Annotated in this window: 17 protein-coding genes and 1 pseudogene; 13 read left to right on the forward strand and 5 right to left on the reverse strand. The window is 71.0% G+C overall.

Annotated features, from left to right (window positions below):
* The first annotated feature begins 120 nt into the window (after positions 1–120).
* Positions 121–1,731, forward strand: a complete 1,611-nt coding sequence (locus tag ABZ823_RS07090) for an MFS transporter (protein WP_361654840.1) — start codon at positions 121–123, stop codon at positions 1,729–1,731.
* A gap of 176 nt (positions 1,732–1,907) precedes the next feature.
* Positions 1,908–3,098, forward strand: coding sequence for an acyl-CoA dehydrogenase family protein (locus tag ABZ823_RS07095; RefSeq protein ID WP_361654842.1), 1,191 nt, complete (start codon positions 1,908–1,910; stop codon positions 3,096–3,098).
* 39 nt (positions 3,099–3,137) lie between these two features.
* Here the strand turns inward: ABZ823_RS07095 and sepF are convergent, their stop codons facing one another.
* Positions 3,138–3,575, reverse strand: a complete 438-nt coding sequence (gene sepF / locus ABZ823_RS07100; RefSeq protein ID WP_361654844.1) for a cell division protein SepF — start codon at positions 3,573–3,575, stop codon at positions 3,138–3,140.
* A 402-nt stretch (positions 3,576–3,977) separates the two neighbouring features.
* Between sepF and ABZ823_RS07105 the strand changes: the two genes are divergently transcribed.
* Positions 3,978–5,246 (forward strand): nitrate- and nitrite sensing domain-containing protein, encoded by a 1,269-nt coding sequence (locus ABZ823_RS07105; RefSeq protein ID WP_361654847.1) that lies wholly within the window; start codon positions 3,978–3,980, stop codon positions 5,244–5,246.
* Between the two features lie 33 nt (positions 5,247–5,279).
* Here the strand turns inward: ABZ823_RS07105 and ABZ823_RS07110 are convergent, their stop codons facing one another.
* On the reverse strand, positions 5,280–6,230 hold the full coding sequence (locus ABZ823_RS07110; protein WP_361654850.1) for an ABC transporter substrate-binding protein: 951 nt from the start codon (positions 6,228–6,230) through the stop codon (positions 5,280–5,282).
* A 520-nt stretch (positions 6,231–6,750) separates the two neighbouring features.
* Here ABZ823_RS07110 and ABZ823_RS07115 point away from each other — a divergent pair.
* The 10 genes and pseudogenes from ABZ823_RS07115 to ABZ823_RS07160 all read left to right on the forward strand — a co-directional run bounded on the left by ABZ823_RS07115 (position 6,751) and on the right by ABZ823_RS07160 (position 19,458).
* On the forward strand, positions 6,751–7,599 hold the full coding sequence (locus ABZ823_RS07115) for an amino acid ABC transporter permease (RefSeq protein WP_361654852.1): 849 nt from the start codon (positions 6,751–6,753) through the stop codon (positions 7,597–7,599).
* Complete coding sequence (locus tag ABZ823_RS07120) at positions 7,596–9,359, forward strand: FAD/NAD(P)-binding protein (RefSeq protein WP_361654855.1); 1,764 nt, start codon at positions 7,596–7,598, stop codon at positions 9,357–9,359. Before ABZ823_RS07115 ends, ABZ823_RS07120 begins: the two co-directional genes overlap by 4 nt.
* A gap of 399 nt (positions 9,360–9,758) precedes the next feature.
* Positions 9,759–9,962: pseudogene (locus tag ABZ823_RS07125) on the forward strand (F420-dependent methylene-tetrahydromethanopterin reductase); the annotation flags it as partial.
* Positions 9,963–9,966: 4 nt separating this feature from the next.
* The gene (locus ABZ823_RS07130) at positions 9,967–10,749 is read left to right on the forward strand and encodes a DUF1684 domain-containing protein (RefSeq protein WP_361654858.1); all 783 of its coding nucleotides are present in this window, start codon (positions 9,967–9,969) and stop codon (positions 10,747–10,749) included.
* A gap of 270 nt (positions 10,750–11,019) precedes the next feature.
* Positions 11,020–11,925, forward strand: coding sequence for a S1 family peptidase (locus ABZ823_RS07135; RefSeq protein ID WP_361654860.1), 906 nt, complete (start codon positions 11,020–11,022; stop codon positions 11,923–11,925).
* 532 nt (positions 11,926–12,457) lie between these two features.
* A complete protein-coding gene (locus ABZ823_RS07140) occupies positions 12,458–13,537 on the forward strand; it encodes a S1 family peptidase (RefSeq protein ID WP_361654863.1) in 1,080 nt (359 codons plus the stop codon).
* Between the two features lie 216 nt (positions 13,538–13,753).
* A complete protein-coding gene (locus ABZ823_RS07145) occupies positions 13,754–17,218 on the forward strand; it encodes a DNA polymerase III subunit alpha (RefSeq protein WP_361654865.1) in 3,465 nt (1,154 codons plus the stop codon).
* Positions 17,215–18,189, forward strand: a complete 975-nt coding sequence (locus ABZ823_RS07150) for a hypothetical protein (RefSeq protein WP_361654867.1) — start codon at positions 17,215–17,217, stop codon at positions 18,187–18,189. The genes ABZ823_RS07145 and ABZ823_RS07150 overlap by 4 nt, the downstream gene beginning before the upstream one ends.
* Positions 18,190–18,264: 75 nt before the next feature.
* The gene (locus ABZ823_RS07155) at positions 18,265–18,399 is read left to right on the forward strand and encodes a hypothetical protein (protein WP_361654870.1); all 135 of its coding nucleotides are present in this window, start codon (positions 18,265–18,267) and stop codon (positions 18,397–18,399) included.
* Between the two features lie 192 nt (positions 18,400–18,591).
* Positions 18,592–19,458, forward strand: coding sequence for an alpha/beta fold hydrolase (locus ABZ823_RS07160; RefSeq protein WP_361654873.1), 867 nt, complete (start codon positions 18,592–18,594; stop codon positions 19,456–19,458).
* Positions 19,459–19,977: 519 nt separating this feature from the next.
* Here ABZ823_RS07160 and fmdA read toward each other — a convergent pair.
* The 3 genes from fmdA to ABZ823_RS07175 form a co-directional block, all read right to left on the reverse strand.
* Entirely contained in the window at positions 19,978–21,228 is a 1,251-nt protein-coding gene (gene fmdA, locus ABZ823_RS07165) for a formamidase (protein ID WP_361654875.1), read from the reverse strand.
* Between the two features lie 23 nt (positions 21,229–21,251).
* The gene (locus ABZ823_RS07170; protein WP_361654878.1) at positions 21,252–21,887 is read right to left on the reverse strand and encodes an AmiS/UreI family transporter; all 636 of its coding nucleotides are present in this window, start codon (positions 21,885–21,887) and stop codon (positions 21,252–21,254) included.
* A gap of 79 nt (positions 21,888–21,966) precedes the next feature.
* Entirely contained in the window at positions 21,967–22,245 is a 279-nt protein-coding gene (locus ABZ823_RS07175) for a zinc ribbon domain-containing protein (protein WP_361654881.1), read from the reverse strand.
* Positions 22,246–22,252: the final 7 nt, after the last annotated feature.

Raw genomic sequence — 22,252 nt, forward strand, 5'->3', positions numbered from 1 at the left:
CGCTGGCGGCTCACTCGCTTCGTCGCGCCTCCGGGAGCACCGCTCCTCCCGGCACCGGTCGCGGGGGCGTCCCCACCCCGTGGATCCGCCGGAGCGAGGGACCATCTGGGAGGTACCTACATGTCCGGGACGACCACGGCCGCCGCGTCGCGCCGTCGGGAGGCCGGGGCGGGTGCGAGCCGCTGGGTCGTCCTCGTCGTCCTCTGTGTGAGCCTGCTGCTCGTCGCCGTCGACGCCACCGTGCTGCACGTCGCGATGCCCGCCGTCACCGAGGACCTCAAGCCCGGTGGCATGGAACTGCTCTGGATCGTCGACACCTACCCGCTCGTGTGCGCCTCGCTGATGATCCTCTTCGGCACACTGGGCGACCGCGTCGGCCGCAGACGCGTCCTGCTGCTCGGATACGGCCTGTTCGGCATCGCCTCCGGTGTGGCGGCCCTCGCCCAGGACGCACAGGTGCTGATCGCGGCGCGGGTGCTGCTCGGCGTGGGCGGCGCGATGATCATGCCCGCCACCCTGTCCATCCTGCGCCAGGTCTTCCCCGACCGGCGCGAGCGGGCGCTGGCGATCGGCATCTGGAGCGCGGTGGCCGCGGTGGGTGCGGCGATCGGCCCGCTGCTGGGCGGATTCCTCCTCGAGCACTACTGGTGGGGCTCGGTCTTCCTGATCAACATCCCCCTGATGCTGGTCAGCCTGCCGGTGGGGCGGCTGCTGCTGCCGGAGTCGAAGGGCGACCGCGAGGGCCCCTGGGACGTGCTCGGCGCGCTCATGGCGACCGGCGGCCTGGTCGCACTGGTGCTCGGCGTGAAGCGGCTCGGCGGCGGACAGTCGCCGCTCGGCCCGTTCACCCTGCTGCCGCTGCTGGTGGGCGCGGCACTGCTGGTCGCGTTCGTACGGCGGCAGCGGCGCCGTACGTACCCGTTGGTGGATCTGAGGATGTTCGCCCGCCCGGCGTTCGGCACGTCCGTCGGGTGCATCGTGCTCGCAATGCTGGCCCTGGTCGGCCTCGAACTGATCGCGGCCCAGTACCTACAGCTGGTGCTGCACCTGTCGCCGCTGCGGACGGGGCTGCGGCTGCTGCCGCTGACGTTCGCGGCGATGGCGGCCGGGCTGGTCGGCTCACAGCTGCTGCAACGCCTGGGACCCCGCAGGATGGTGGCGTCCGGCTTCTGCCTGACGGCCGTCGCCGTGCTCACCCTCACGCTGATGGGCGGGCACGACAACCCGGGGCTCCTCCTGTTCGGTTTCGTCCTGCTCGGCTTCGGGCTGGAGACGACCCTGTTCGGCGCGTACGAGTCGATGCTGAGCGAGGCGCCGCAGGCGCAGTCCGGCGGGGCCGCGGCGATCGGCGAGACGTCGTACCAGCTGGGCGCGGGGATCGGGGTCGCCCTGCTGGGCAGCGTGATGAACGCGGCGTACGCCCCCGGCCTGGCGTCGGTGCCGGGCGTTCCGGCGTCGGCGTCCAGGGCCGCCGGGCATTCGCTCGGCGAGGCGTACGAGGTGGCGGACCGGCTGGGCGGAGCACGCGGCGCGGCCCTGCGCCATGCGGCGCGTGACTCCTTCGTCCACGGCCTGCATGTCACGCTTCTGGTCAGCGCCGGTCTGCTGGTGCTGGGCGCGGTGATGGCGCTGCGGCTGCCGCGGGCCGTGCACGGCGAGTCGCCGTCCCCGGCGGGCGAGGCCGCCGTCCCGGCCCCGCGGAAGACCGAGCACTCCCGCGTCTCGGCCTGACCGGGCGCCCGCCCGCCGACGGGCCGGTGACGGCGTGCGGCTCGGCGCACGAAGCGGCCCTTCGCGGACACGGGGCGCGGAGCCCGGTACTGGACGCGCGGCCCGGGGCGTCGTAGCGTCGGCCCGACCAGTCCTGACTAGCGCTGCTAGTTTTCAGTGTCACGGAGGCTGCCCCCATGACCGCGTCCCCGACGTTGCCGCCCTTCGACCCCGCCGATCCGCTCGGGATCGACGACCTGCTGGACGCCGAGGATCTGGCCATCCGCGAGACGGTGCGAACCTGGGCGGCGGAGCGCGTGCTGCCGTACGTCGCCGAGTGGTACGAGAAGGGCGAGCTGCCGGGGATCCGCGAGCTCGCCAGGGAGCTCGGCTCCCTGGGCGCCCTCGGCATGTCGCTCAGCGGCTACGGCTGCGCCGGCGCCAGCGCCGTGCAGTACGGCCTGGCCTGCCTGGAGCTGGAGGCCGCCGACTCCGGGATCCGGTCCCTCGTCTCCGTCCAGGGCTCCCTCGCCATGTACGCCGTGCACCGCTTCGGCAGCGAGGAGCAGAAGCAGCAGTGGCTGCCGCGCATGGCCACAGGTGAGGTCATCGGCTGCTTCGGGCTCACCGAGCCCGATCACGGTTCCGACCCCGCCTCGATGCGCACCCACGCCAAGCGCGACGGCTCCGACTGGATCCTGAACGGCCGCAAGATGTGGATCACCAATGGCTCGGTCGCGGGTGTCGCCGTCGTATGGGCGCGGACGGACGAAGGGATCCGCGGGTTCCTCGTCCCCAGCGGCACCCCCGGCTACTCCGCTCCGGAGATCAGGCACAAGTGGTCCCTGCGGGCCTCCGTCACCAGTGAACTCGTCCTGGACGACGTGCGTCTGCCCGCCGACGCCGTACTGCCCGATGTGGTCGGCCTCAAGGGGCCGCTCGGCTGTCTCTCCCACGCCCGGTACGGCATCGTCTGGGGGGCGATGGGCGCGGCCCGATCGTGCTTCGAGACCGCCGTGAACTACGCGAGGAGCAGGGAACAGTTCGGCCGGCCCATCGGCGGATTCCAGCTCACCCAGGCCAAGCTCGCCGACATGGCGGTCGAACTGCACAAGGGCATCCTGCTCGCCCACCATCTGGGGCGTCGCATGGACGCGGGACGGCTGCGTCCCGAACAGATCAGCTTCGGCAAGCTCAACAACGTACGCGAGGCCATCGACATCTGCCGTACCGCGCGTACGATCCTCGGCGCCAACGGGATCTCCCTGGAGTACCCCGTGATGCGGCACGCCACCAATCTGGAGTCGGTGCTCACCTACGAGGGCACCGTCGAGATGCACCAGCTCGTGCTGGGCAAGGCGCTCACCGGGCTCGACGCCTTCCGGTGACCGGGCCCGAAGCGGGCAGGGCCGGTGTGCGGCCCTGCCTCAGCTCTGGTTGAAGAAGCCGTCGCCGTGACGGCTGGCGGCGTCGCCGCTGACGATCTCCGTGTCCGCGGGAGTCAGCAGGAAGACACGGCTCGAGACACGGTCGATGGAGCCGCGCAGGCCGAAGATCAGACCGGCGGCGAAGTCCACCACGCGCTTGGCGTCGGCGGGCTCCATGTTGGTGAGGTTCATGATGACCGGGACCCCGTCCCGGAAGAGTTCACCGATGACCCGGGCGTCCCGGAAGCTGTCCGGGGTGACCGTGCCGATCCGGCGGCCCTTCTCCTCCGCGGTGTCGGACGCGACCTTCACACGCGGATCGGTCACCCAGGCATCGCCGTGGTCCTGGCCCTCGGCGTAGTCGTCGTCGTAGTAACGCTCGTCATCGTGGTCGTCGACGAGGCCGAGCCAGGCACTCGCCTTGCGTACCGATCCCATGGACGCCTCCTCTCACAGCGGTCTTTCATGCCTTCCGCAACTCCATGGTCGTCCATGATGCGGATGTGGCGCCAAGGGGATAGACGCCGCGCGGGGGTTTCGTGACGGTACTGGTGCACAGCCAGTACGTCGAGAGCCCGCGTGTCCCAAGGGCCGTCCGGCAAACCACTGCTGACTGTGAGTGAAATATTATTTGCGGCGGTGGATGGGTGACGAGTCGTGCGTACGGGTGAACGAAGTGGCAGACAAGCCGCCGCGACTCAACGTTCGACTGGACGCGGGGGAGTGTCGTTTTCGGCATCGTCCGGCCCTGCCGGCCGCAACTGAGGAAATATTGTTTCCGACACGTAAAACAAGCACATGATGTGGTGACCGGTGCGCCGCCGGGTCGTTGGTCTGTTTGTGCACGTCACCATCCGTGCCAGGCTGCTGAGGATCCTCGTCCTCCCCCTGGCCGTGCTGTTCGCCCTGTTCGGTGCGGCCGCCGCGCAGCAGTTCTCGGCGTACCGCGACGTGGCCGGCACCTCCGCGAACGCCAGGCTCTGCCTCACGCTCCAGGCACTCGTCCACGCACTTCAGAAGGAGCGCGGACCGACCATCGGATACCTCGGCGGTGTACGGCAGTTGCGCGCCGTGCTCCCCGCGCGGCGCAGGGCCACCGACCTCGCCCGGGCCCGGCTCGAGGAAGCGCTCAGGGGCCGCGACGACGCCCTCGCCGCCGCCGTGCGCGCGTCCCTCGGGAGGCTCGACGCTCTGGCGGCGATCCGCCGGCGCGCCGACGACGGCACCGGGTCGGTCAAGGTGACCTTCGGCCGTTTCACCGCCGCCATCACCGCCCTCGACCGGCTCGAGCTCGGCCTCGACGACGCCCACGACGCCCGGCTGCGCGCCGCCTACCAGGCGTTCCGGGCCCTCGGCAGCGCCAAGGAGTTCACCGCCGAGGAGCACGCCATCGTGCTCGGCTCGGTGGCCGCCGGACGGTTCCCCGCCGACGACTACATCCGCTTCCTCCAGCTCCGCGCCGGCAGGCTGGCCGCCCTGGAGAGCTTTCCGCGCTCGGCCACCGCGGCCCAGCGGCGGCGGCTCGACGAGGCGCTCGGCACGCCGGACGCCGCCCGCGCGCTCGGCTATGAGAGCGCCGCGGTGCGGGGCGGCGGCCGGCTCGGCCCGCGCGCCGTGCCGGCCGTGTCCTGGTGGACGTCCATGACCTCCACCGTCAACGGCCTGCGCGCGGTGCAGATCTCCCTCGGCCGGGACGTCCAGGACCGTGCCGCCGGCCTGGAGGGGGCGGCCCGGCGCGACCTGCTGCTGTTCGCGCTGTTCGCCTTCGGGACGGTCACCGCGCTCGGCCACCTCGCCCTCGACTGCGTACGCTCCGTCTCCACGCCGCTCGACGTCCTCACCGAGCAGATGCGGGAGGTGGCCGGTACACGGTTGCCGCGGACGCTCGCCGCGGTGCAGCACGGCACCCCGGGCCGGACGCCGCCGCCCGCGCCGCTCGCCGTGCCCGACCGGGCCGCACCGGAGGTGCTCGAGGTCGCCGAGGCGTTCGACAGGGTGCAGCGCGTCGCCTATGACCTCGCCGTCGAGCAGGCGGTGCTGCGCCGAGACGCCGCCGAGTCGCCGGTGGGCATCGGCCCGCGCGACTCGGGGTTCGGCGGAGCCGCGTGACATCACGGCTCCGTGCCCCTCACGGCCCGTGCCTCAACTCCTCAGTTCCGGCGGCGAGATGCGCGACGTGGGGATCGCCGAGTCCTTGGTGCCCCACTTCCGGAGGATCTTCTCGTACGTTCCGTCGGCGATCAGGTGGTTCACCGCGGCCTGGAAGGCGGGTGCGAGCTTCGTGCCCTTCTCGAAGGCGAAGCCGACGTCGAGACGGTGGTACTCGTTCAGGAACTTCAGGCCCGGCTGCTGGGCGACCGCGTACCGCAGGCCGTTGATCGTGGACATCACCACGTCGCTGCGGCCCTGCTGCAACGAGGACCACAGGGCGCCCGACTCGCCGTACGTCTGCACTTCGTACGCCTGCTCGCCCGCGTCCGCGCAGATGTGCTTGTTCTTCTCCAGCGTGGCCTGGAAGGTCGTGCCCGCTCCGGTCGCGATGTTCAGCCCGCACAGCTGCCTCAGATCGGTGATCTTCGTCAGCTTGCTGTCCTCGCGTGCGGCGAAGCCCTGGCCGTCGTTGATGTAGGTGACGAAGTCGAGCGTCTTGCGCCGTTCGTCGGTGACGCCGAAGTTGCTCGCGCCGACGTCGTACTTGCCGCTGCCGAGCGCCGGCAGGATCGCCTCGAAACTCGCCGGCTCCACCTTCAGCGTGATGCCCAGCGCCTTGGCGACGGCGTTGGAGAAGTCGATGTCCTGCCCGACCAGCGTGGTGCCGTCGTCCAGGTAACTCGTCCCGGGCAACTGGCCGGAGACGGCGACCCCGACGGTGAGGTGGTGCACACCCGGGGGCAGCAGCTTGGCCGCGGCGGCGTCCGGCCTGATGTCCGAGACGACGTCCGTGGTCGGAATCCCGGTGCTCCGCGCCGCCCGGGCCCGGCCTCCGCCGGAGCCGGCCGAGTCGCCGGGGCCGCAGGCGGTGAGCGACAGGGCCGCCGAGACGACCAGGACGGAAGGCACGAGAAGCCGGTTACGGGTACGGGACGTACGCATGGTCTGCGGTCTCCTGAGGGCAGGGGCGAAGGGGCGAAGGGGCGCGAGAGGGCACGAGGAATCGCAGGGAAGTGCACGGAAGCGCACGGCATGGCGCGCGCAAGCACGCAAGCGCGAGGAAAAGCGCGCAAGCGCACGGGAACGCGGGGGAGGGACAAGGAAAGGGGAGCGCGAAGAGGGGAGGGGAAACGCGTGTGAAGGCGTGGGAAGAACGCGCGGTGCGCCCTGGATCAGGGCGAGCAGGGGGGTCGGCTCAACAGGAGGAGGACCACACGCGACCGAAGTCGATGTGGGAGCGGGTGACCAGCCGCTGCTGTGGACGCATGTGCCAAGTGGAACAGGCACCCGTTTCCACGTCAACCGACTTGAGACGCACGGCTCACAGTATGGACAGCCTTGACAGCGAAGGGAAACGCCCCCGTACTCTCGGGAGACGGCCCTGCTGAGGGGCTCGGCCGTACAGCGCCCCCGTGTGAAGGCACCCATCCGCGTTCGATCCGACGGATCACGGAGCCTTCACATGTCTTCCGACACCCTCACCGAACCGGCCGCGGCCGCCCAAGAAGCCGCACCCCCGCGCATCGTCCCGCGTCGGCATCCGGGCCAGTGGGCCGCGGCCCTCGTCGTCCTTGCGCTGCTCGGGTTCGCCGTCGCCTCCGTCGTTCGCAACCAGGCGTTCCAATGGGACGTCGTCCGCGACTACTTCACCTCGGCCGCCGTGCTGCGCGGCCTCTGGCTCACCCTCTGGCTGACCGCCGTCGTCATGACGCTCGGCTTCGCTCTCGGCACCCTGCTGGCCGCCGCCCGGCTGTCCGCCAACCCGGTGCTGAGATCGGTCGGTTGGGGGTACGTCTGGCTGTTCCGCTCGGTGCCGATCCTGGTGCAACTGCTGTTCTGGTTCAACATCGGCGCCCTCTACCCGCACATCCTCGGCGTGCGGACCGTGAACCTGTTCGCGCCGGTCACGGTCGCCGTCGTCGGCCTCACCCTGCACGAGGCCGCGTACGCCGCCGAGGTGGTACGCGGGGGCATCCTCTCCGTCGACCGCGGCCAGACCGAGGCCGCACAGGCGCTCGGACTGAGCCGATGGCACCGCTGGTGGCGGATCGTGCTGCCGCAGGCGATGCGGTCCATCGTGCCGCCGGCCGCGAACATGCTGATCGGCACCCTCAAGGGCACCTCCATCGTCAGCGTCATCGCCGTCCAGGACCTGCTCTACTCGGCGCAGCTCGTCTACCACCGCACCTACCAGGTGATCCCGCTCCTGATGGTGGCCACCCTCTGGTACGTCATCGTCACCTCGGTGCTCAGCGTCGGCCAGCACTACGTGGAAAAGCACTACGCCCGCGGTGCGGAGCGCACACGATGAGCCCCGCACGCCATTCCCTGGTGATCGTGGGTGCCGGGCCGCGGGGGACCGGCCTCCTGGAGCGGATCGCCGCCAGCGCACCCCGTCTGTACGCCGATGTGGAGCTGGACGTGCACCTGGTGGACCCGCATCCGCCCGGCGCGGGACGGATCTGGCGCGCGGCGCAGTCACCCCTGCTGTGGATGAACTCGCACGCCGAGGACGTGACCATGTTCACCGACGAGACGGTGGCCATGGAGGGCCCGGTGCGCGCGGGTCCGACCCTGCACGAGTGGGCGGGCATCCACGGACGCGTCTTCGCCGGTCGCCGGCGACAGGGCGCGTATCTGCGCTGGGTGTACGAGCAGGCGGTCGCGGCCCTGCCGCCGGGCGTCCGCGTCCACCACCACCCTCACCTCGCCGTCCGGGTCGACGGTCCACGCGACGGGCGGCAGCGCGTCTGGCTCCAGGGACGGCCCGAGCCGCTCCTCGCCGACCTCGTCGTCCTCACACTCGGCCACCTCGACGCCGAACTCGACCCCGAGCAGCGCATGCTGGCCTCGTACGCCCGCACGCACGGACTCGTCCATCTGCCGCCAGACTTCACGGCCGACAGCGACCTGTCCCCGCTGAAGGCAGGCGAACCCGTCCTCGTCCGCGGCTTCGGACTCGCCTTCGTCGACCTCATGGTGCTGCTGACCGAGGGACGCGGCGGCCGCTACGAGGGAGAGGTGTACGTCCCCTCCGGGCGGGAGCCGCTGCTGTACGTCGGCTCCCGGCGCGGAGTCCCGTACCACTCCAAGATCGGCTACGACTGGACGGGCGAGCGGCCGCCGCTGCCGCGGTTCTTCGCGCCGGCCGAGGTCGACGCGCTTCTCGCGCGCGCGGACGGCCCCGACTTCCGGCGGGACGTGTGGCCGCTGATCGAGAAGGAGCTGGGTTTCGCCCACTACCACCGGCTGTTCACCGCCCACCCCGAGCGCACCGCGGTCGCCTGGGCGGACTTCGAGGAGAAGTACGCCCTGGCCGACCCGGTGTCGCTGCCCGCGCTGGTGGCCGCCGCCGTCCCCGATCCCGCCGACCGGCTCGATCTCGCCGCGCTCGACCGCCCGCTGGACGGGGTGCGGTACCCGTCGCACGCCGCGCTCCAGGACGGGCTGCGCGCTTACGTCGAGGCGGACCTCGCCCGGCGCCACGACCCCGCACACAGCCCCGACCTGGCCGTCTTCCTCGCACTGCTGTCCGTGTACGGGCAGCTGGTGCGGCTCGGGGACATCGGGTCCTGGTGGCACGGCTTCTTCAGCTATCTGGCGTCCGGGCCGCCCGGACCGCGACTGCGGCAGATGCTCGCGCTGTCGCGCGCGGGCGTCCTGAAGTTCCTCGGCGCCGGCATGACCGTCACCGCCGAGGACGGGATCTTCCGGGCGACGAGTGCCACCGTGCCCGGCGCGACGGTCGAGGCCCGCGCGCTCGTCGAGGCGCGGCTGCCGCACCCCACGGTCGAGCGCACCCGCGACCGGCTGCTGAGGGAGCTGTACGCGGACGGCGCCGCCGCCACCGGCGAGGGACTGCTCGCCGTGGACCCGGCGGACGGGCGCGTACTGGACCGCTCCGGACTCCCGCATCCGCGCCGCTTCGCGCTGGGTCCGCACACCGACGCCCGGGGCGCGGGCGCGTTCACCAGGCCCCGCACGGGCGGTCCGGCGTTCCGGCAGAACGACGCCGCGGCGCGGGCCGCGCTGACCTTCCTGCGTGAGCTGTCCCCTCGCGCCACGGCCTGAACGCGGTCGCACACTCCAGGATTTGGGGGCGGGTCCGCGCGTCGGGCGCCCCCAGAAAGGTTTCTCCGATGACCTCATCGCACGGCCCGGGGCTGCCGCACCCGGCCGCCGCCGTCGACCAGCGGTCGCCCGGCGACTCCGGCGCCGCTCCGGGTCCGGCGCGGCTCGCCGAGCGCGGCGCACTCGACTGCGGGACGCTCGGCGACGGCTTCGCGGGGCCGGTCCCCGACGCGCTCGCCGTCCGGACCCGCGCGGCTCCCCTGCCGGGGGCGCCGTGGTGCTCGGCGGCATCCCGGCCGAGGAGGGGGAGACGGCCGCGGGGATGCGGCGGACCACCGGGGGCAGGGGCCCGGCGCGGTGACTCCGTCGCCCGGGCCTTCGGCGACACTCCTGGTGGCCGTCGCTGCGGAGATGGACGGGTTCCTCCGGACGGACGCGGCCGATGGGTTCATCCTCGGCCCCCTCTCGCCCCGGGCGGACTCGTCGAGTTCGTGGGCCGGGTCGTGCCGTTGCTGCACGGGGCGCGGCGTCTTCCGCACGGAATACACGGGAACCACGCTGCGCTCGCATCTCGGGCCGGCGGATTCGCTATGGAAGGGTTGATCACATGACGACGGACGCATCCGACGAGTGGAAACGGTGGCACGAGCACCGTACCGAGCAGGTGTCGGCTCCCTACGGGCCGCTCGCGCTGACCGGCACCTACTGGCTGGAGGACTATCCGGATGGTCGAATTCCGGCCATCCCCGGGAGCTGGACGGCGGATGACGAAGGGGTGGTGCTGAGGGCCACCGAGAACGACGGCCTGACCGTCGACGGCCGGCCCTTCACCGGCGAGATCCGTCTCGGCGCCGATCCCGGCCCCGTCACCGGGGCCCGCGTCGCGGCCGGCGAACGCCGCCTGGTCGTCCTCGTCCGCGAAGGCGTCTGGGGCCTGCGGGACTACGACCCCGACGCCCCCGCACGCCGTGCCTTCCAGGGCGTCGTCGCCACGCCCCACGATCCGCGCTGGTCCGTCGAGGGGCACTTCACCCCGTACGGAGAGCGCCGCACCGTGCGCGTGGAGAACGCCGACGGGCAACACCGTGGCCTCGGGCTCGGCGGCGTCCTGGCCTTCACGCTCGACGGGCGGGACCTCACCCTCCAGGTCTCCGTCGAGCACGACGGATCGCTGTGGGCCGTCTTCGCCGACGCCACGAGTGGGGACAGCAGCTACCGCTTCCGGTTCCTGCGGCCGCCGGCACCCGATGCCGAGGGGCGTACGACGGTGGACTTCAACCGCTCTTTGCTTCCGCCGTGCGCCTTCGCGGGCCACTTCCTCTGTCCCTTCCCTCCGCCCGGCAACACGCTGGGCGTCGCGATCGAGGCGGGGGAGCGCACCCTGGTCTAGCTTGATCTTCAACCTCGGGCTTCGAACGAGGTCAAAGATCAAGCTGGCGCAATTCCGCACAAGCTCCGTCATCCTCCGAGGTCGCGGGTAAGTTGAACGCTGCACGGCCGAAAGGCGCCCTTGCGTCGATCGGCCAGGCGGCCGAATACTCCCCCTCAGCGCTTGTCAGGGGCACGGCATGTCTGAAATCCGGGCAGGCCCGCCTCCGGCTGCGCCTCACGGGCCCCATCCCCACGTGGGCCCCCCGACTTCCCATGGAGGGAACGACAAGTGAGGATCAAGCGCACCAACCCCACGAGCGGTATAGCGAGACGGACCCGGCTGATCGCCGTGGCCACCGGACTCCTGGCCGCTGCCGCGTTCGCCGTCCCCAGCGCGAACGCGAGCGACGCACACACCTTCAGTGCGACGCAGCTCAGCAAGACGAGCGACTCGGTGCTCAAGTCCGATGTACCGGGCACGGCCTGGGCCGTCGACCCCACGACGAACCGCGTCGTCGTCACCGTCGACAGCACGGTCTCCAAGGCCGAGATCGCGAAGATCAAGAAGGAGGCCGGTGCCAACGCCGGTGCCCTCACCATCAAGCACACCCCGGGCAAGTTCAACAAGCTGATCTCCGGCGGCGACGCCATCTATGCGAGTAGCTGGCGCTGCTCGCTCGGCTTCAACGTCCAGGACTCCAGCGGAAACTACTACTTCCTGACCGCCGGACACTGCACCAACGGCGCGGGCACCTGGTGGTCGAACTCGTCCCACTCGACGACGCTCGGCACCACGGCCGGGTCCAGCTTCCCCGGCAACGACTACGGCATCGTGCGCTACACCAACAGCTCGGTGGCCAAGTCGGGCACGGTGGGCAGCGTGGACATCACCAGCGCGGCCACGCCCTCCGTCGGCACCACCGTCTACCGTCGCGGCTCCACGACCGGCATCCACAGCGGCCGCGTCACCGCTCTCAACGCGACGGTCAACTACGGCTCGGGCGACATCGTCTACGGCCTCATCCAGACCACGGTCTGCGCCGAGCCCGGTGACTCCGGCGGCTCGCTGTACTCCAACAGCGGTATCGCCTACGGCCTGACCTCCGGTGGCAGCGGCGACTGCACCTCCGGCGGTACGACCTTCTTCCAGCCGGTGACCGAGGCCCTCAGCGCCTACGGGGTCCACGTCTACTGATCCTGCCCCACCGGTGTCCGAGCACGTCCCGGTCCGCAGCCGGGCAGCAGGGGAGCCCCCGCACACGAGACTCGTGTGCGGGGGCTCCTTCTTCGTGTGCGCACCGGCTGCGGCGGTCGTATCCGGTGAAGCGCGGGCGCGGCGACCGGCGGCCGGGCGACCGTCGGCCGGACGACCATCGGCGCGGGAGCGGCTCCCGTTCCCGCTTGCCCTCCTGGCACCTAACCGAAGGGGCGGAATCCAGACAGGACTAGACCTCGGGAGTGGCACAGGGATAACCCTCGCGCGGCATTTGCAGTGGGAATCGGAAGTGGGGATACAGAGGCGGGGTCATCAGGCTGGGGGCGCACGGTCGTTGGCGTGCGCGCGTCCTGAAGTCGACCTTGTGTGCTCCCGGGGGGCCTCGGAATAGTGGGCGCCGCACGGTGGGTGCGGACGTGGCTTCTGTGGTACGCCGCCTCCGTGCCCGTACGCCTTCCGGTCGCGGTGGTCCCCACAACCTCGCGGCCGACCCCCCACAGGAGGACGTGAGTTGAAGCACCGACGCATACCCGGGCGGCGGGCCGCCCTGGCCGGCACGGCCGTCGCCGCGCTGATCGCCGCTGGCGTGACCTTCCAGAATGCGAACGCGAGCGAGACCTCACAGGCCGCAGCGCCCCACACCCTCTCGGTCGTCGCGGCCGGAAAGCTCGCCTCGACGCTCGGCGAGGACCTGGGTGCCGACGCGGCCGGAACGTACTACGACGCGAAGACGAAGCAGCTTGTCGTCAACGTGCTCGACGAGACGGCCGCGCAGACCGTCCAGGCGGCCGGCGCCAGGGCGAGAGTCGTCCAGAACTCCCTGGCCGAGCTCGCCGGCGCCCGCACCATGCTCCAGAAGGACGCGACGGTCCCGGGCACTTCCTGGGCGACCGACCCCAGGACCAACAAGGTCGTCGTCACGGCCGACCGGACCGTGTCCAAGGCGGAGTGGGCACGGCTCGGCCGCGTGGTCGACGGGCTCGGCGGGAAGGCGGAGCTCAGGCGCTCCCAGGGCACGTTCGAGCCCTTCATCGCGGGCGGCGACGCCATCACCGGCTCCGGCGGGCGCTGCTCGCTCGGCTTCAACGTGGTCAAGGGCGGCCAGCCGTTCTTCCTGACCGCCGGACACTGCACCCACTCGATCTCCAGCTGGTCGGACTCCAGCGGAAAGGCGATCGGCCAGAACGCGCAGTCGAGCTTCCCGGGCAACGACTTCGGTCTGGTCAAGTACACCGCGGACGTCGACCACCCGAGCTCGGTCGACCTCTACAACGGCTCCACGCAGGCGATCACCAAGGCGGCCGACGCGACCGTCGGCGAGAAGGTGACCCGCAGCGGCTCGACCACCCAGGTCCACTCCGGCACGGTCACCGGCCTGGACGCCACCGTGAACTACTCGGAGGGCACGGTCAGCGGTCTCATCCAGACCGACGTCTGCGCCGAGCCCGGTGACAGCGGCGGCGCGCTCTTCGACGGCGACGCCGCGATCGGCCTGACCTCCGGGGGCAGCGGCGACTGCACCTCGGGCGGCCAGACCTTCTTCCAGCCGGTCACCGAGGCGCTCTCGGCGACGGGTACCCAGATCGGCTGACCGGCCGACGGCCCGGTTTCCGCGACAGTCCCGCCCCGTGCGTGAGGGGGCGGGACTGTCGTGTGTCCCGGGCTGATCATCCGGCGTTTGCGCAGGTGGGGCGGGGGCGTGCGGATGTCGCACGCTAGTTCGAAAATTGGTCTATGGTGGGGGTGGGGTAGATGGGAACGGACGTTCGAGAGCCGCATGCGGGGCTCACGGCTACGGGAGGTGCGGATGCCGGGCTTCACGCATCTGCACACCGCCTCCGGGTTCTCCCTGCGCTACGGCGCCTCGCACCCGGAGCGGCTGGCCGAGCGCGCCGGTGAGCAGGGCATGGACGCCCTCGCGCTCACCGACCGGGACACCCTCGCGGGCACGGTCCGGTTCGCCAAGGCCTGTGCGGCGGCGGGCGTACGGCCGCTGTTCGGGGCGGAGCTGGCGGTGGCGGCAGCGGGAGAGGAGTCGAGAGCTCGGGGGAGGCGCCGCGTCCCCGTGCGCGGAGGTGCCTTCATCGACGAGTCGACACCCCGCGCGGTCTTCCTCGCCCGGGACGGCGCCCGCGGCTGGGCCGACCTGTGCCGGCTGGTCACCGCCGCCCACACCCACACCGCCGAGGGCACCCCGCTGCTGTCCTGGACCGACAACTACGCCGACGGTCTGACCGTCCTGCTCGGCCCCGATTCCGACGTGGGCCGTGCCCTCGCCGCGGGGCGCCCGGACCGCGCGGCCAGGCTCCTCGCACCCTGGCGGGAGGTCTACGGCGACGCCCTGCGCCTGGAGGCCGTCTGGCACGGCCGCACCGGCACCGGCACCGGCCCCGGCTCCCTGCGCCTGGCCGCCCGCACCGTCGGCTTCGCCGCCGAGCAGGGCGTCCGTCCCGTGCTCAGCAACGCCGTCCGGTACGCCGACCCCGGGCTCGGCCCGGTCGCCGACGTCCTGGACGCCGCCCGCCGTCTCGTCCCCATCGACCCCACCAAGGAGCTGGATTCCGGGGAAGCCTGGCTCAAGGACGCGCGGACCATGCTGACGGTCGCCGAGCGGGTCGTCGAGGCCGCCGGGTACCGCCGTGACACCGCTCACCGTCTGCTGGAGCAGACCCGGGCGACGGCCGCCGAGTGCCTGGTGGACCCCGAGGACGACCTCGGCATCGGCACGGTCCACTTCCCCGAGCCGCACCTCGTCGGCGCCGGCCATCGCACCGCCCAGCGCGCGCTCGCCTCCCGGGCGGCGGCGGGCATGGTGCTGCGCGGCTACGACACCCGGCGCGCCTACTGGGAGCGGATGCACGACGAACTGGACATCATCGCCCACCACGGCTTCGCGTCCTACTTCCTCACGGTCGCCCAGGTCGTGGACGACGTCCGGAAGATGGGCATCCGGGTGGCCGCCCGCGGCTCCGGCGCGGGCTCCCTCGTCAACCACCTGCTCGGCATCGCGCACGCCGACCCGGTCGAGCACGGGCTGCTGATGGAGCGCTTCCTGTCCAAGCGCCGTCTGGCCCTGCCCGACATCGACATCGACGTGGAATCCGCCCGCCGCCTCGAGGTCTACCGGGCGATCATCGACCGGTTCGGCACCGAGCGGGTCGCGACGGTCGCGATGCCGGAGACGTACCGCGTCCGCCATGCGATCCGCGACGTGGGGGCGGCCCTGTCGATGGACCCGGCCGACATCGACCGCATCGCCAAGTCCTTCCCGCACATCCGCGCCCGCGACGCCCGCGCGGCGCTGGAGGAACTGCCCGAGCTCAGGCGGCTGGCGGGGGAGCTCCGCCAGGAGGGGCAGAAGTACGGCCGGCTGTGGGACCTGGTCGAGGCCCTGGACGCCCTGCCCCGCGGAGTCGCCATGCACCCGTGCGGGGTCCTGCTCTCCGACGCCTCCCTCCTCGCCCGTACGCCGGTCATGCCGACCAGCGGCGAGGGCTTTCCCATGTCCCAGTTCGACAAGGACGACGTCGAGGAGCTGGGTCTGCTCAAGCTCGATGTGCTCGGGGTGCGGATGCAGTCCGCCATGGCGCACGCGGTCGCGGAGGTGGAACGGACCTCGGGGGAGCGGATCGACCTGGACGCCCTGGCGCCGGGCGACCCGGCGACGTACCACCTCATCCGCTCCACCGAGACCCTGGGCTGCTTCCAGATCGAGTCGCCGGGCCAGCGGGACCTGGTCGGGCGGCTCCAGCCGGCCACGTTCCACGACCTGGTCGTCGACATCTCGCTGTTCCGGCCCGGTCCGGTCGCGGCCGACATGGTGCGGCCGTTCATCGAGGCGCGCCACGGACGGGCGCCCGTCCGCTATCCGCACCCCGACCTGGAGGAGCCGCTGAAGGAGACGTGCGGCGTCGTCGTCTTCCACGAGCAGGTCATCCACATCCTGGACATCATGACCGGCTGCGGGCGCGACGAGGCGGACCGGGTGCGGCGCGGGCTGTCCGACGCGGAGTCGCAGGGGCGGATCCGGGTCTGGTTCGCTCAGCAGGCTGCGGCGAACGGATACGGCGCGGAAACGATTCAGCGCACCTGGGAGATCGTCGAGGCGTTCGGCTCGTACGGCTTCTGCAAGGCGCACGCGGTCGCCTTCGCCGTACCGACGTACCAGTCGGCGTGGCTGAAGGCCCATCACCCGGCCGCCTTCTACGCGGGCCTGCTCACGCACGACCCCGGGATGTACCCGAAACGGCTGCTGCTGGCGGACGCGCGGCGGCGTGGGGTGCCGATCCTGCCGCTGGACGTGAACAAGTCGGGAGCCACCCACCGTATCGAACTGGTGTCTGAAGCGGAGGGTTCCGCCGAGCGGTGGGGGCTCCGGCTCGCCCTCCGCGATGTGCACGGCATCAGCGAGGCCGAGGCGAAGCGGATCGAGGCCGGGCAGCCGTACTCCTCCCTGCTCGACTTCTGGGAGCGTGCCCGGCCGAGCCGTCCCGTCGCCCAGCGGCTCGCGCAGGTCGGCGCGCTGGATACGTTCGGCGCCAACCGCCGCGATCTCCAACTGCACCTGACCGAACTGCACCGGGGCGCCCGGGTCGGAGGAGGCGGCCAACTCCCCCTGGCGGGCGGGCGGAGGACGGCCTCCGCCGGGCTGCCCGACCTCTCCCCGGCGGAACGGCTCAGCGCCGAGCTGGGCGTGCTCTCCATGGACGCCTCGCGCAACCTGATGGACGACCACCGCGCCTTCCTGGACGAGCTGGGCGTGGTGTCGGCCCGTAGGCTGCGCGCGGCACGGCACGGCGAGACCGTGCTGGTCGCGGGCGCCAAGGCGGCCACCCAGACCCCGCCGATCCGCTCCGGCAAGCGGGTCATCTTCACCACGCTCGACGACGGCACGGGCCTGGTGGACCTCGCCTTCTTCGATGACTCCCACGACGCCTGCGCCCACACCGTCTTCCACTCCTGGCTGCTGCTGGTGCGCGGGGTGGTGCAGCGACGGGGACCGCGCAGTCTCAGCGTGGTCGGCTCCGCCGCCTGGAACCTCGCCGAACTGGCCGAGCTGCGCGTCGAGGGCGGCCTCGACGTGGTGGCGGCCCGGCTGGCGGAGCCCGCGCAGCGGCAGCCGGACGGCGACGGCGGCGACGCGGCGAAGGGCCGGCGCATCCGGATGCCCACGGGGTACGAGATGAACCCCTGGGCCGATCTGCGTCCCGCGGGCGAAGGCCCGGCGGGCGGAAGGAAGTTGTGGCACCAGAGTCCGGGGAGTGCGGGATGACCATCCTCTGCGTACGTTTCCAGTTGCCGGTGATGTACGAGGCGGCCCTGCCGGGGCTGCTCGGACTCCTCGAGGAGTTCACTCCCGTCGTCGAGGCGCTGCCGCCCGACGGGGCGCTCGCCGATCTGCGGGGGGCCGAGCGGTACTTCGGGCGGGACGCCGTCGAACTGGCCGCGCTGATCCGCGTACGGGCTCTCGCCCATCACGGAGTGGACTGCGCGATCGGGGCCGGACCCGGACCCATGCTGGCCCGTATGGCTCTGCGGGAGGCGGCGCCCGGCGCGGTTCGCGTGGTGCCCGAAGCACCTGGCGCCGTACGGGAGTTCCTCGACGGACTGCCGGTCAGGGCACTGCCCGGCGTCGGCGGCGTCACCGCCCGAAACCTGTGCGAGTACGGGCTCGACACCGTCGGCAAGGTCGCCGCCGCGCCCCTGTCGACGGTGCAGCGGCTGGTCGGTGTCCGGGCCGGCCGCGAACTGCACGAGAAGGCGAACGGCATCGACCGCGGCAGGGTCGTGCCCAACGGCGTCTCCCGCTCCCTGGCCGCCGAGCGTCCCTTCACCCGCGACGAACTGGACCCGGACCGGCACCGGCGCGCCTTGCTGTCGGCCGCCGGGGAACTCGGCACCCGGCTGCGCAATCTGGAGCGGGTGTCCCGCACGCTCACCCTCACCGTGCGCTACGCCGACCGCTCCTCCACGACCCGCAGCCGCACCCTCACCGAGCCGACCGCGCACACGGCGGCGCTCACCGCGGAGGCGTACCGCATGTACGAGGCGCTCGGGCTCCAGCGTGCCCGGGTCCGCGCGATCGCCCTGCGCGCCGAGGGGCTGAGCCCCGCCGACCAGGCGACCCACCAGCTCACCTTCGACCCCGTGGACGAGAAGGTGCGCCGCCTGGAGGAGGTCGCGGACCGCGCGCGAGCCAAGTTCGGCCCGCGCGCGGTGATCCCGGGATCTCTCGTCGCGTAGTACCGCCGTGTCCGGCGTCAGTCGGACACGGCGGTACTACGCGGTGTCCGGCGTCAGTCGGACCAGGACGAAGTGATGCGGGCGGCGGAGGAGGCCGCGGAGGAGGCCGTCCGGTCGTGGGCGGAGCTGCTCGGGGAGCCCGGAATCCGTTCTCTGGAGCGCCAGTTGCGGCAGATCGCGCCCTATGAGCCGCTCCAACCCGCATGGTGATGAGTCTTCACATATGTTCGGCCCATTACCAGGAATCGCAGCCACAGTTGGCCACCGCTGAAATTTTTTACTGACGCGTAACTTCACACGTCCACTACTCGTCCGTAACTTGACGAATGAACAGCATCCCGTGATCCGGATCACAGGGCGTAAGGCCGTCGTACCTCCCTTGAGCCGCAAGGAGATCACCCGATGCTGCCCTGGAAACGAGCGCTCAGACCCCTGGCCGCACTGCTGCTGGCCACCGCGGTCGCCGTCGTTCCCGCCACCGCCACCGCCGCTGACACCGCCGCCGCACCGACCAGCGGCTGGAACGACTACTCCTGCAAGCCCTCCGCCGCCCATCCCCGCCCGGTCGTCCTCGTCCACGGGACCTTCGCGAACTCCATCGACAACTGGCTGTCGCTCGCCCCCTACCTGGAGCACCGCGGCTACTGCGTCTTCTCCCTGGACTACGGCCGGCTGCCGGGCGTCCCCCTGTTCCACGGACTCGGTCCCATCGCCACGTCCGCCGAAGAGCTCCAGGTCTTCGTCGACAAGGTGCTCGCCTCGACCGGCGCCGGCAAGGCCGACATCGTCGGGCACTCGCAAGGCGGCATGATGCCCCGCTACTACCTCAAGTTCCTCGGCGGCGACGCCAAGGTGAACGCCCTCGTCGGCATCGCGCCCGACAACCACGGCACCACCCTGGACGGGCTCACCAACCTGCTGCCCTACTTCCCCGGCGCCGCGGACCTGATCTCCAAGTCCACACCCGGACTCGCCGACCAGGTGGCCGGCTCCGCGTTCCTGACCAAGCTCAACGCAGGCGGCGACACCGTGCCCGGTGTCCGCTACACGGTCATCGCCACCAAGTACGACGAGGTCGTCACCCCGTACAGGTCCCAGTTCCTGAGCGGACCCGACGTCCACAACGTCCTGTTGCAGGACCTGTGCGGCCCCGACCTCTCCGAGCACGTGCTGATCGGCCTGACCGACCGGATCGCCTTCCACGAGGTGGCGAACGCCCTCGACCCGGCGCACGCCACCGCCACCACCTGCGCCTCGGCGTTCAGCTGACCCCCGACCGCCATCGCGAGACGTCCGCAGCCGTCCCCAGCCGCTGCGGCCGTCCCCCGGGGCCTGTCCGACCTGAGCCGCCGGACAGGCCCCGGAGCCTCAGTACTCGCGCCGCCCGCCCCCGCGCCGCCCGCCGCGCGGGGGCGCAGCGACGCGTGCTGGCTCTGCGGCGTACGGGCACGGAGAACTCCTCGGAGCTTTCCCGGTGGGCGACGGAACCCGTGGGGGCGCTCAGCAAACTAGCCCCCGGAATCCGTGGAGTCCCCTCCCGGAGGCGGGAGGAGGAGATCCTTATGGCGCCGTTAAGGCAGGGCTAACGAGGGGCTGAGGAAGAGGGGTCCGGAGGCGCCGCGCCCACCAAGGGCTCTCCCGTAACTGCTGCTCACGGCGCGGGTGAGGTGATCTTGGTGTGGCTGCTGTGATCACGGCGTCGGAGCAGTCCTGGACAGCCCCGTTCATCCGGCTGAGCCCGCGTCGGTTCGTACGGCCCCGCAGCGGGCCTGCGGGGCCGTCGTCCGGTCAGGCGGTGGTCAGCGCGCACCGGCCGCGGTCGGCCTTCGCCGGGCCGGCGGCGGAAGGCCGGACTTCGAAGTCGAACATCGCGGTGGGGACGTACAGCGAGCAGCAGGCGTTGGGAATGTCGACGATCCCGCTGATGCGTCCCTCGATGGGCGCGGAGCCGAGCAGCAGGTAGGCCTGCTCTCCGCTGTAGCCGAACTTCTTGAAGTACTCGACCGCGTTGAGGCAGGCCCGGCGGTAGGCCAGTGTCGCGTCCATGTAGAAGTTCGTGTCCGTGTCGTGGTCGACGGAGATTCCGATGAAGGTGAGGAACTCCGTGTACCTCGGCTCGACGTTGCCCGGAATGAACACCGGGTTGGTCGAGATGCCGTACGTCTCCATGCCGCCCTTGATCAGGTCGACGTGGAAGTCGATGAAGCCGCCCATCTCGATGGCGCCGCAGAAGGTGATCTCTCCGTCACCCTGACTGAAGTGCAGGTCGCCTCCCGAGAGCTTGGCGTCTTTGACGTGTACGGGATAGAAGACCCGCGAACCACGCGTGAAGTTCTTGATGTCTTGGTTGCCTCCGTTCTCGCGCGCCGGAACCGTGCGTGCGCCTTCCGCGGCGATGCGCGTGGCGAGGTCGCCGGTGGCCGTGCCGGCGAGCGCGTTGGTGCCCTCCGGCGGAAGGGCGAGCGGCGGGACCCGGTTCGGGTCGGCGTCGATCAGCGCCTTCTCACGGGCGTTCCAGCGGGCGAGCATCTCGGCCGACGGCGCCGTTCCGAACAGCCCGGGGTGAGTGATCCCGGTGAAGCGGATACCGGGCAGATGACGGGACGTGGCCTGCTGTCCGTGGAAGTCCCATATCGCCTTGTAGGCGTCCGGGAAGTAGTCGGTCAGGAAGCCGCCGCCGTTGGCCTTGGCGAAGATGCCGGTGTAGCCCCAGCCCTGGCCCGCCGCGTCCCCGGTCTGCTGCGGCACGGGGCCGAGGTCGAGTATGTCGACGACGAGCAGGTCGCCGGGTTCGGCGCCCTCCACGCCTATCGGGCCGCTGAGCATGTGAGGGATGGTCAGGTCGATGTCGCGTACATCGTCGGCGGTGTCGTTGTTGCCGACCTGGCAGTCGGTCCAGTCGCGGCACTCCATGCGGAACTCCGCTCCCGGCTTCACCATGGTGACGCTGGGGACGTCCGGGTGCCACCTGTTGTGTCCGGGAACGTTCTGGTCACGCATCGACTTGCTCTGGTCCACACTGAATACGACTTCGGGCATGGCTGCCTCTCATTCTGATCCGGTCAGGACGTTGTGCCCGTACTTCCGGCCGTTGCGGCCCTGGTCGGCTGCCGCGGTTTCCTGGTGAGCGGCCACAGCGCCGCGAACACGACGACCCCGAAGGCCCCGAGGGCGATGGCGATCTCCGTGGTGTGTTTCCAGTAGCCGGAAAGCAGCAGCGCCGCGGGAATGACACCGGTGACCCAGCCCTCGATCGCCGTCACCCAGCCCACATAGTCGGACAACTTTGTCTTCTTGAGACCGAGCAGCAGGAAGAACAGGAACCATAGGAAAGCCCAGTAGAGCCAGATGACTCCGAAGGGGTAGTCCTTGAAGAGGTGGAAATTGACGAACGAGTACCCCAGGGCCACGATCGCCACGAAGAGGGAGTAGTAGCCGACGCAGATATTGTCGATCTCGGCGAGCAGGACAATTCCCACATAAAGATAGGTGAATCCGAACAGGTAGATTCCGGACGCCGCCAGAATCTTCATGTGATCATTGCCGGCGGTGAAGATGAGATAGGTCGGTGTCAGTACCTGCAACCCACCCACGAAGAGGTTGAACACCGCTGCGGACTTGGCGTCGACCTTCCTCAGCAGCAACAGCCCGTTCATGAACAGCACCGCACCGACAAAGAGCAACCCCACGTTGCCCACGGGGACGCACCTCCTCAGTCCGCGTGGGAGACCGGATCGGCGAAACCGCTGAGACGCTCTGCCTTGTCGACCACCCCTCTCAGGGCCGCGGCAACCGCGACAGCGCGGGGTGCGGGCGCCGTGGCACCCTGCGGCCCGGCGGCACCTCGGACACCACGGCCGGGACGTCGCGGGACTGCTCCTCCCGCTCGTGGAGGGCAGTGACCCCGTGTGAGGTCAGCGCGAGGCCGGGCGAGGAGAACACACGTCTTGCAGTGCCTGCGCAAACAGGGCAGCCATAAGCCGGGGGCGCAGTCCCGATCGGCAGCTTCACGTCGAAAGGCCCACAACGGCTGCAGAGATATTCGTAGGTTGCCATCGCCTGC

The sequence above is a fragment of the Streptomyces sp. NPDC047079 genome, from assembly GCF_040643755.1.
Lineage (GTDB): Bacteria > Actinomycetota > Actinomycetes > Streptomycetales > Streptomycetaceae > Streptomyces.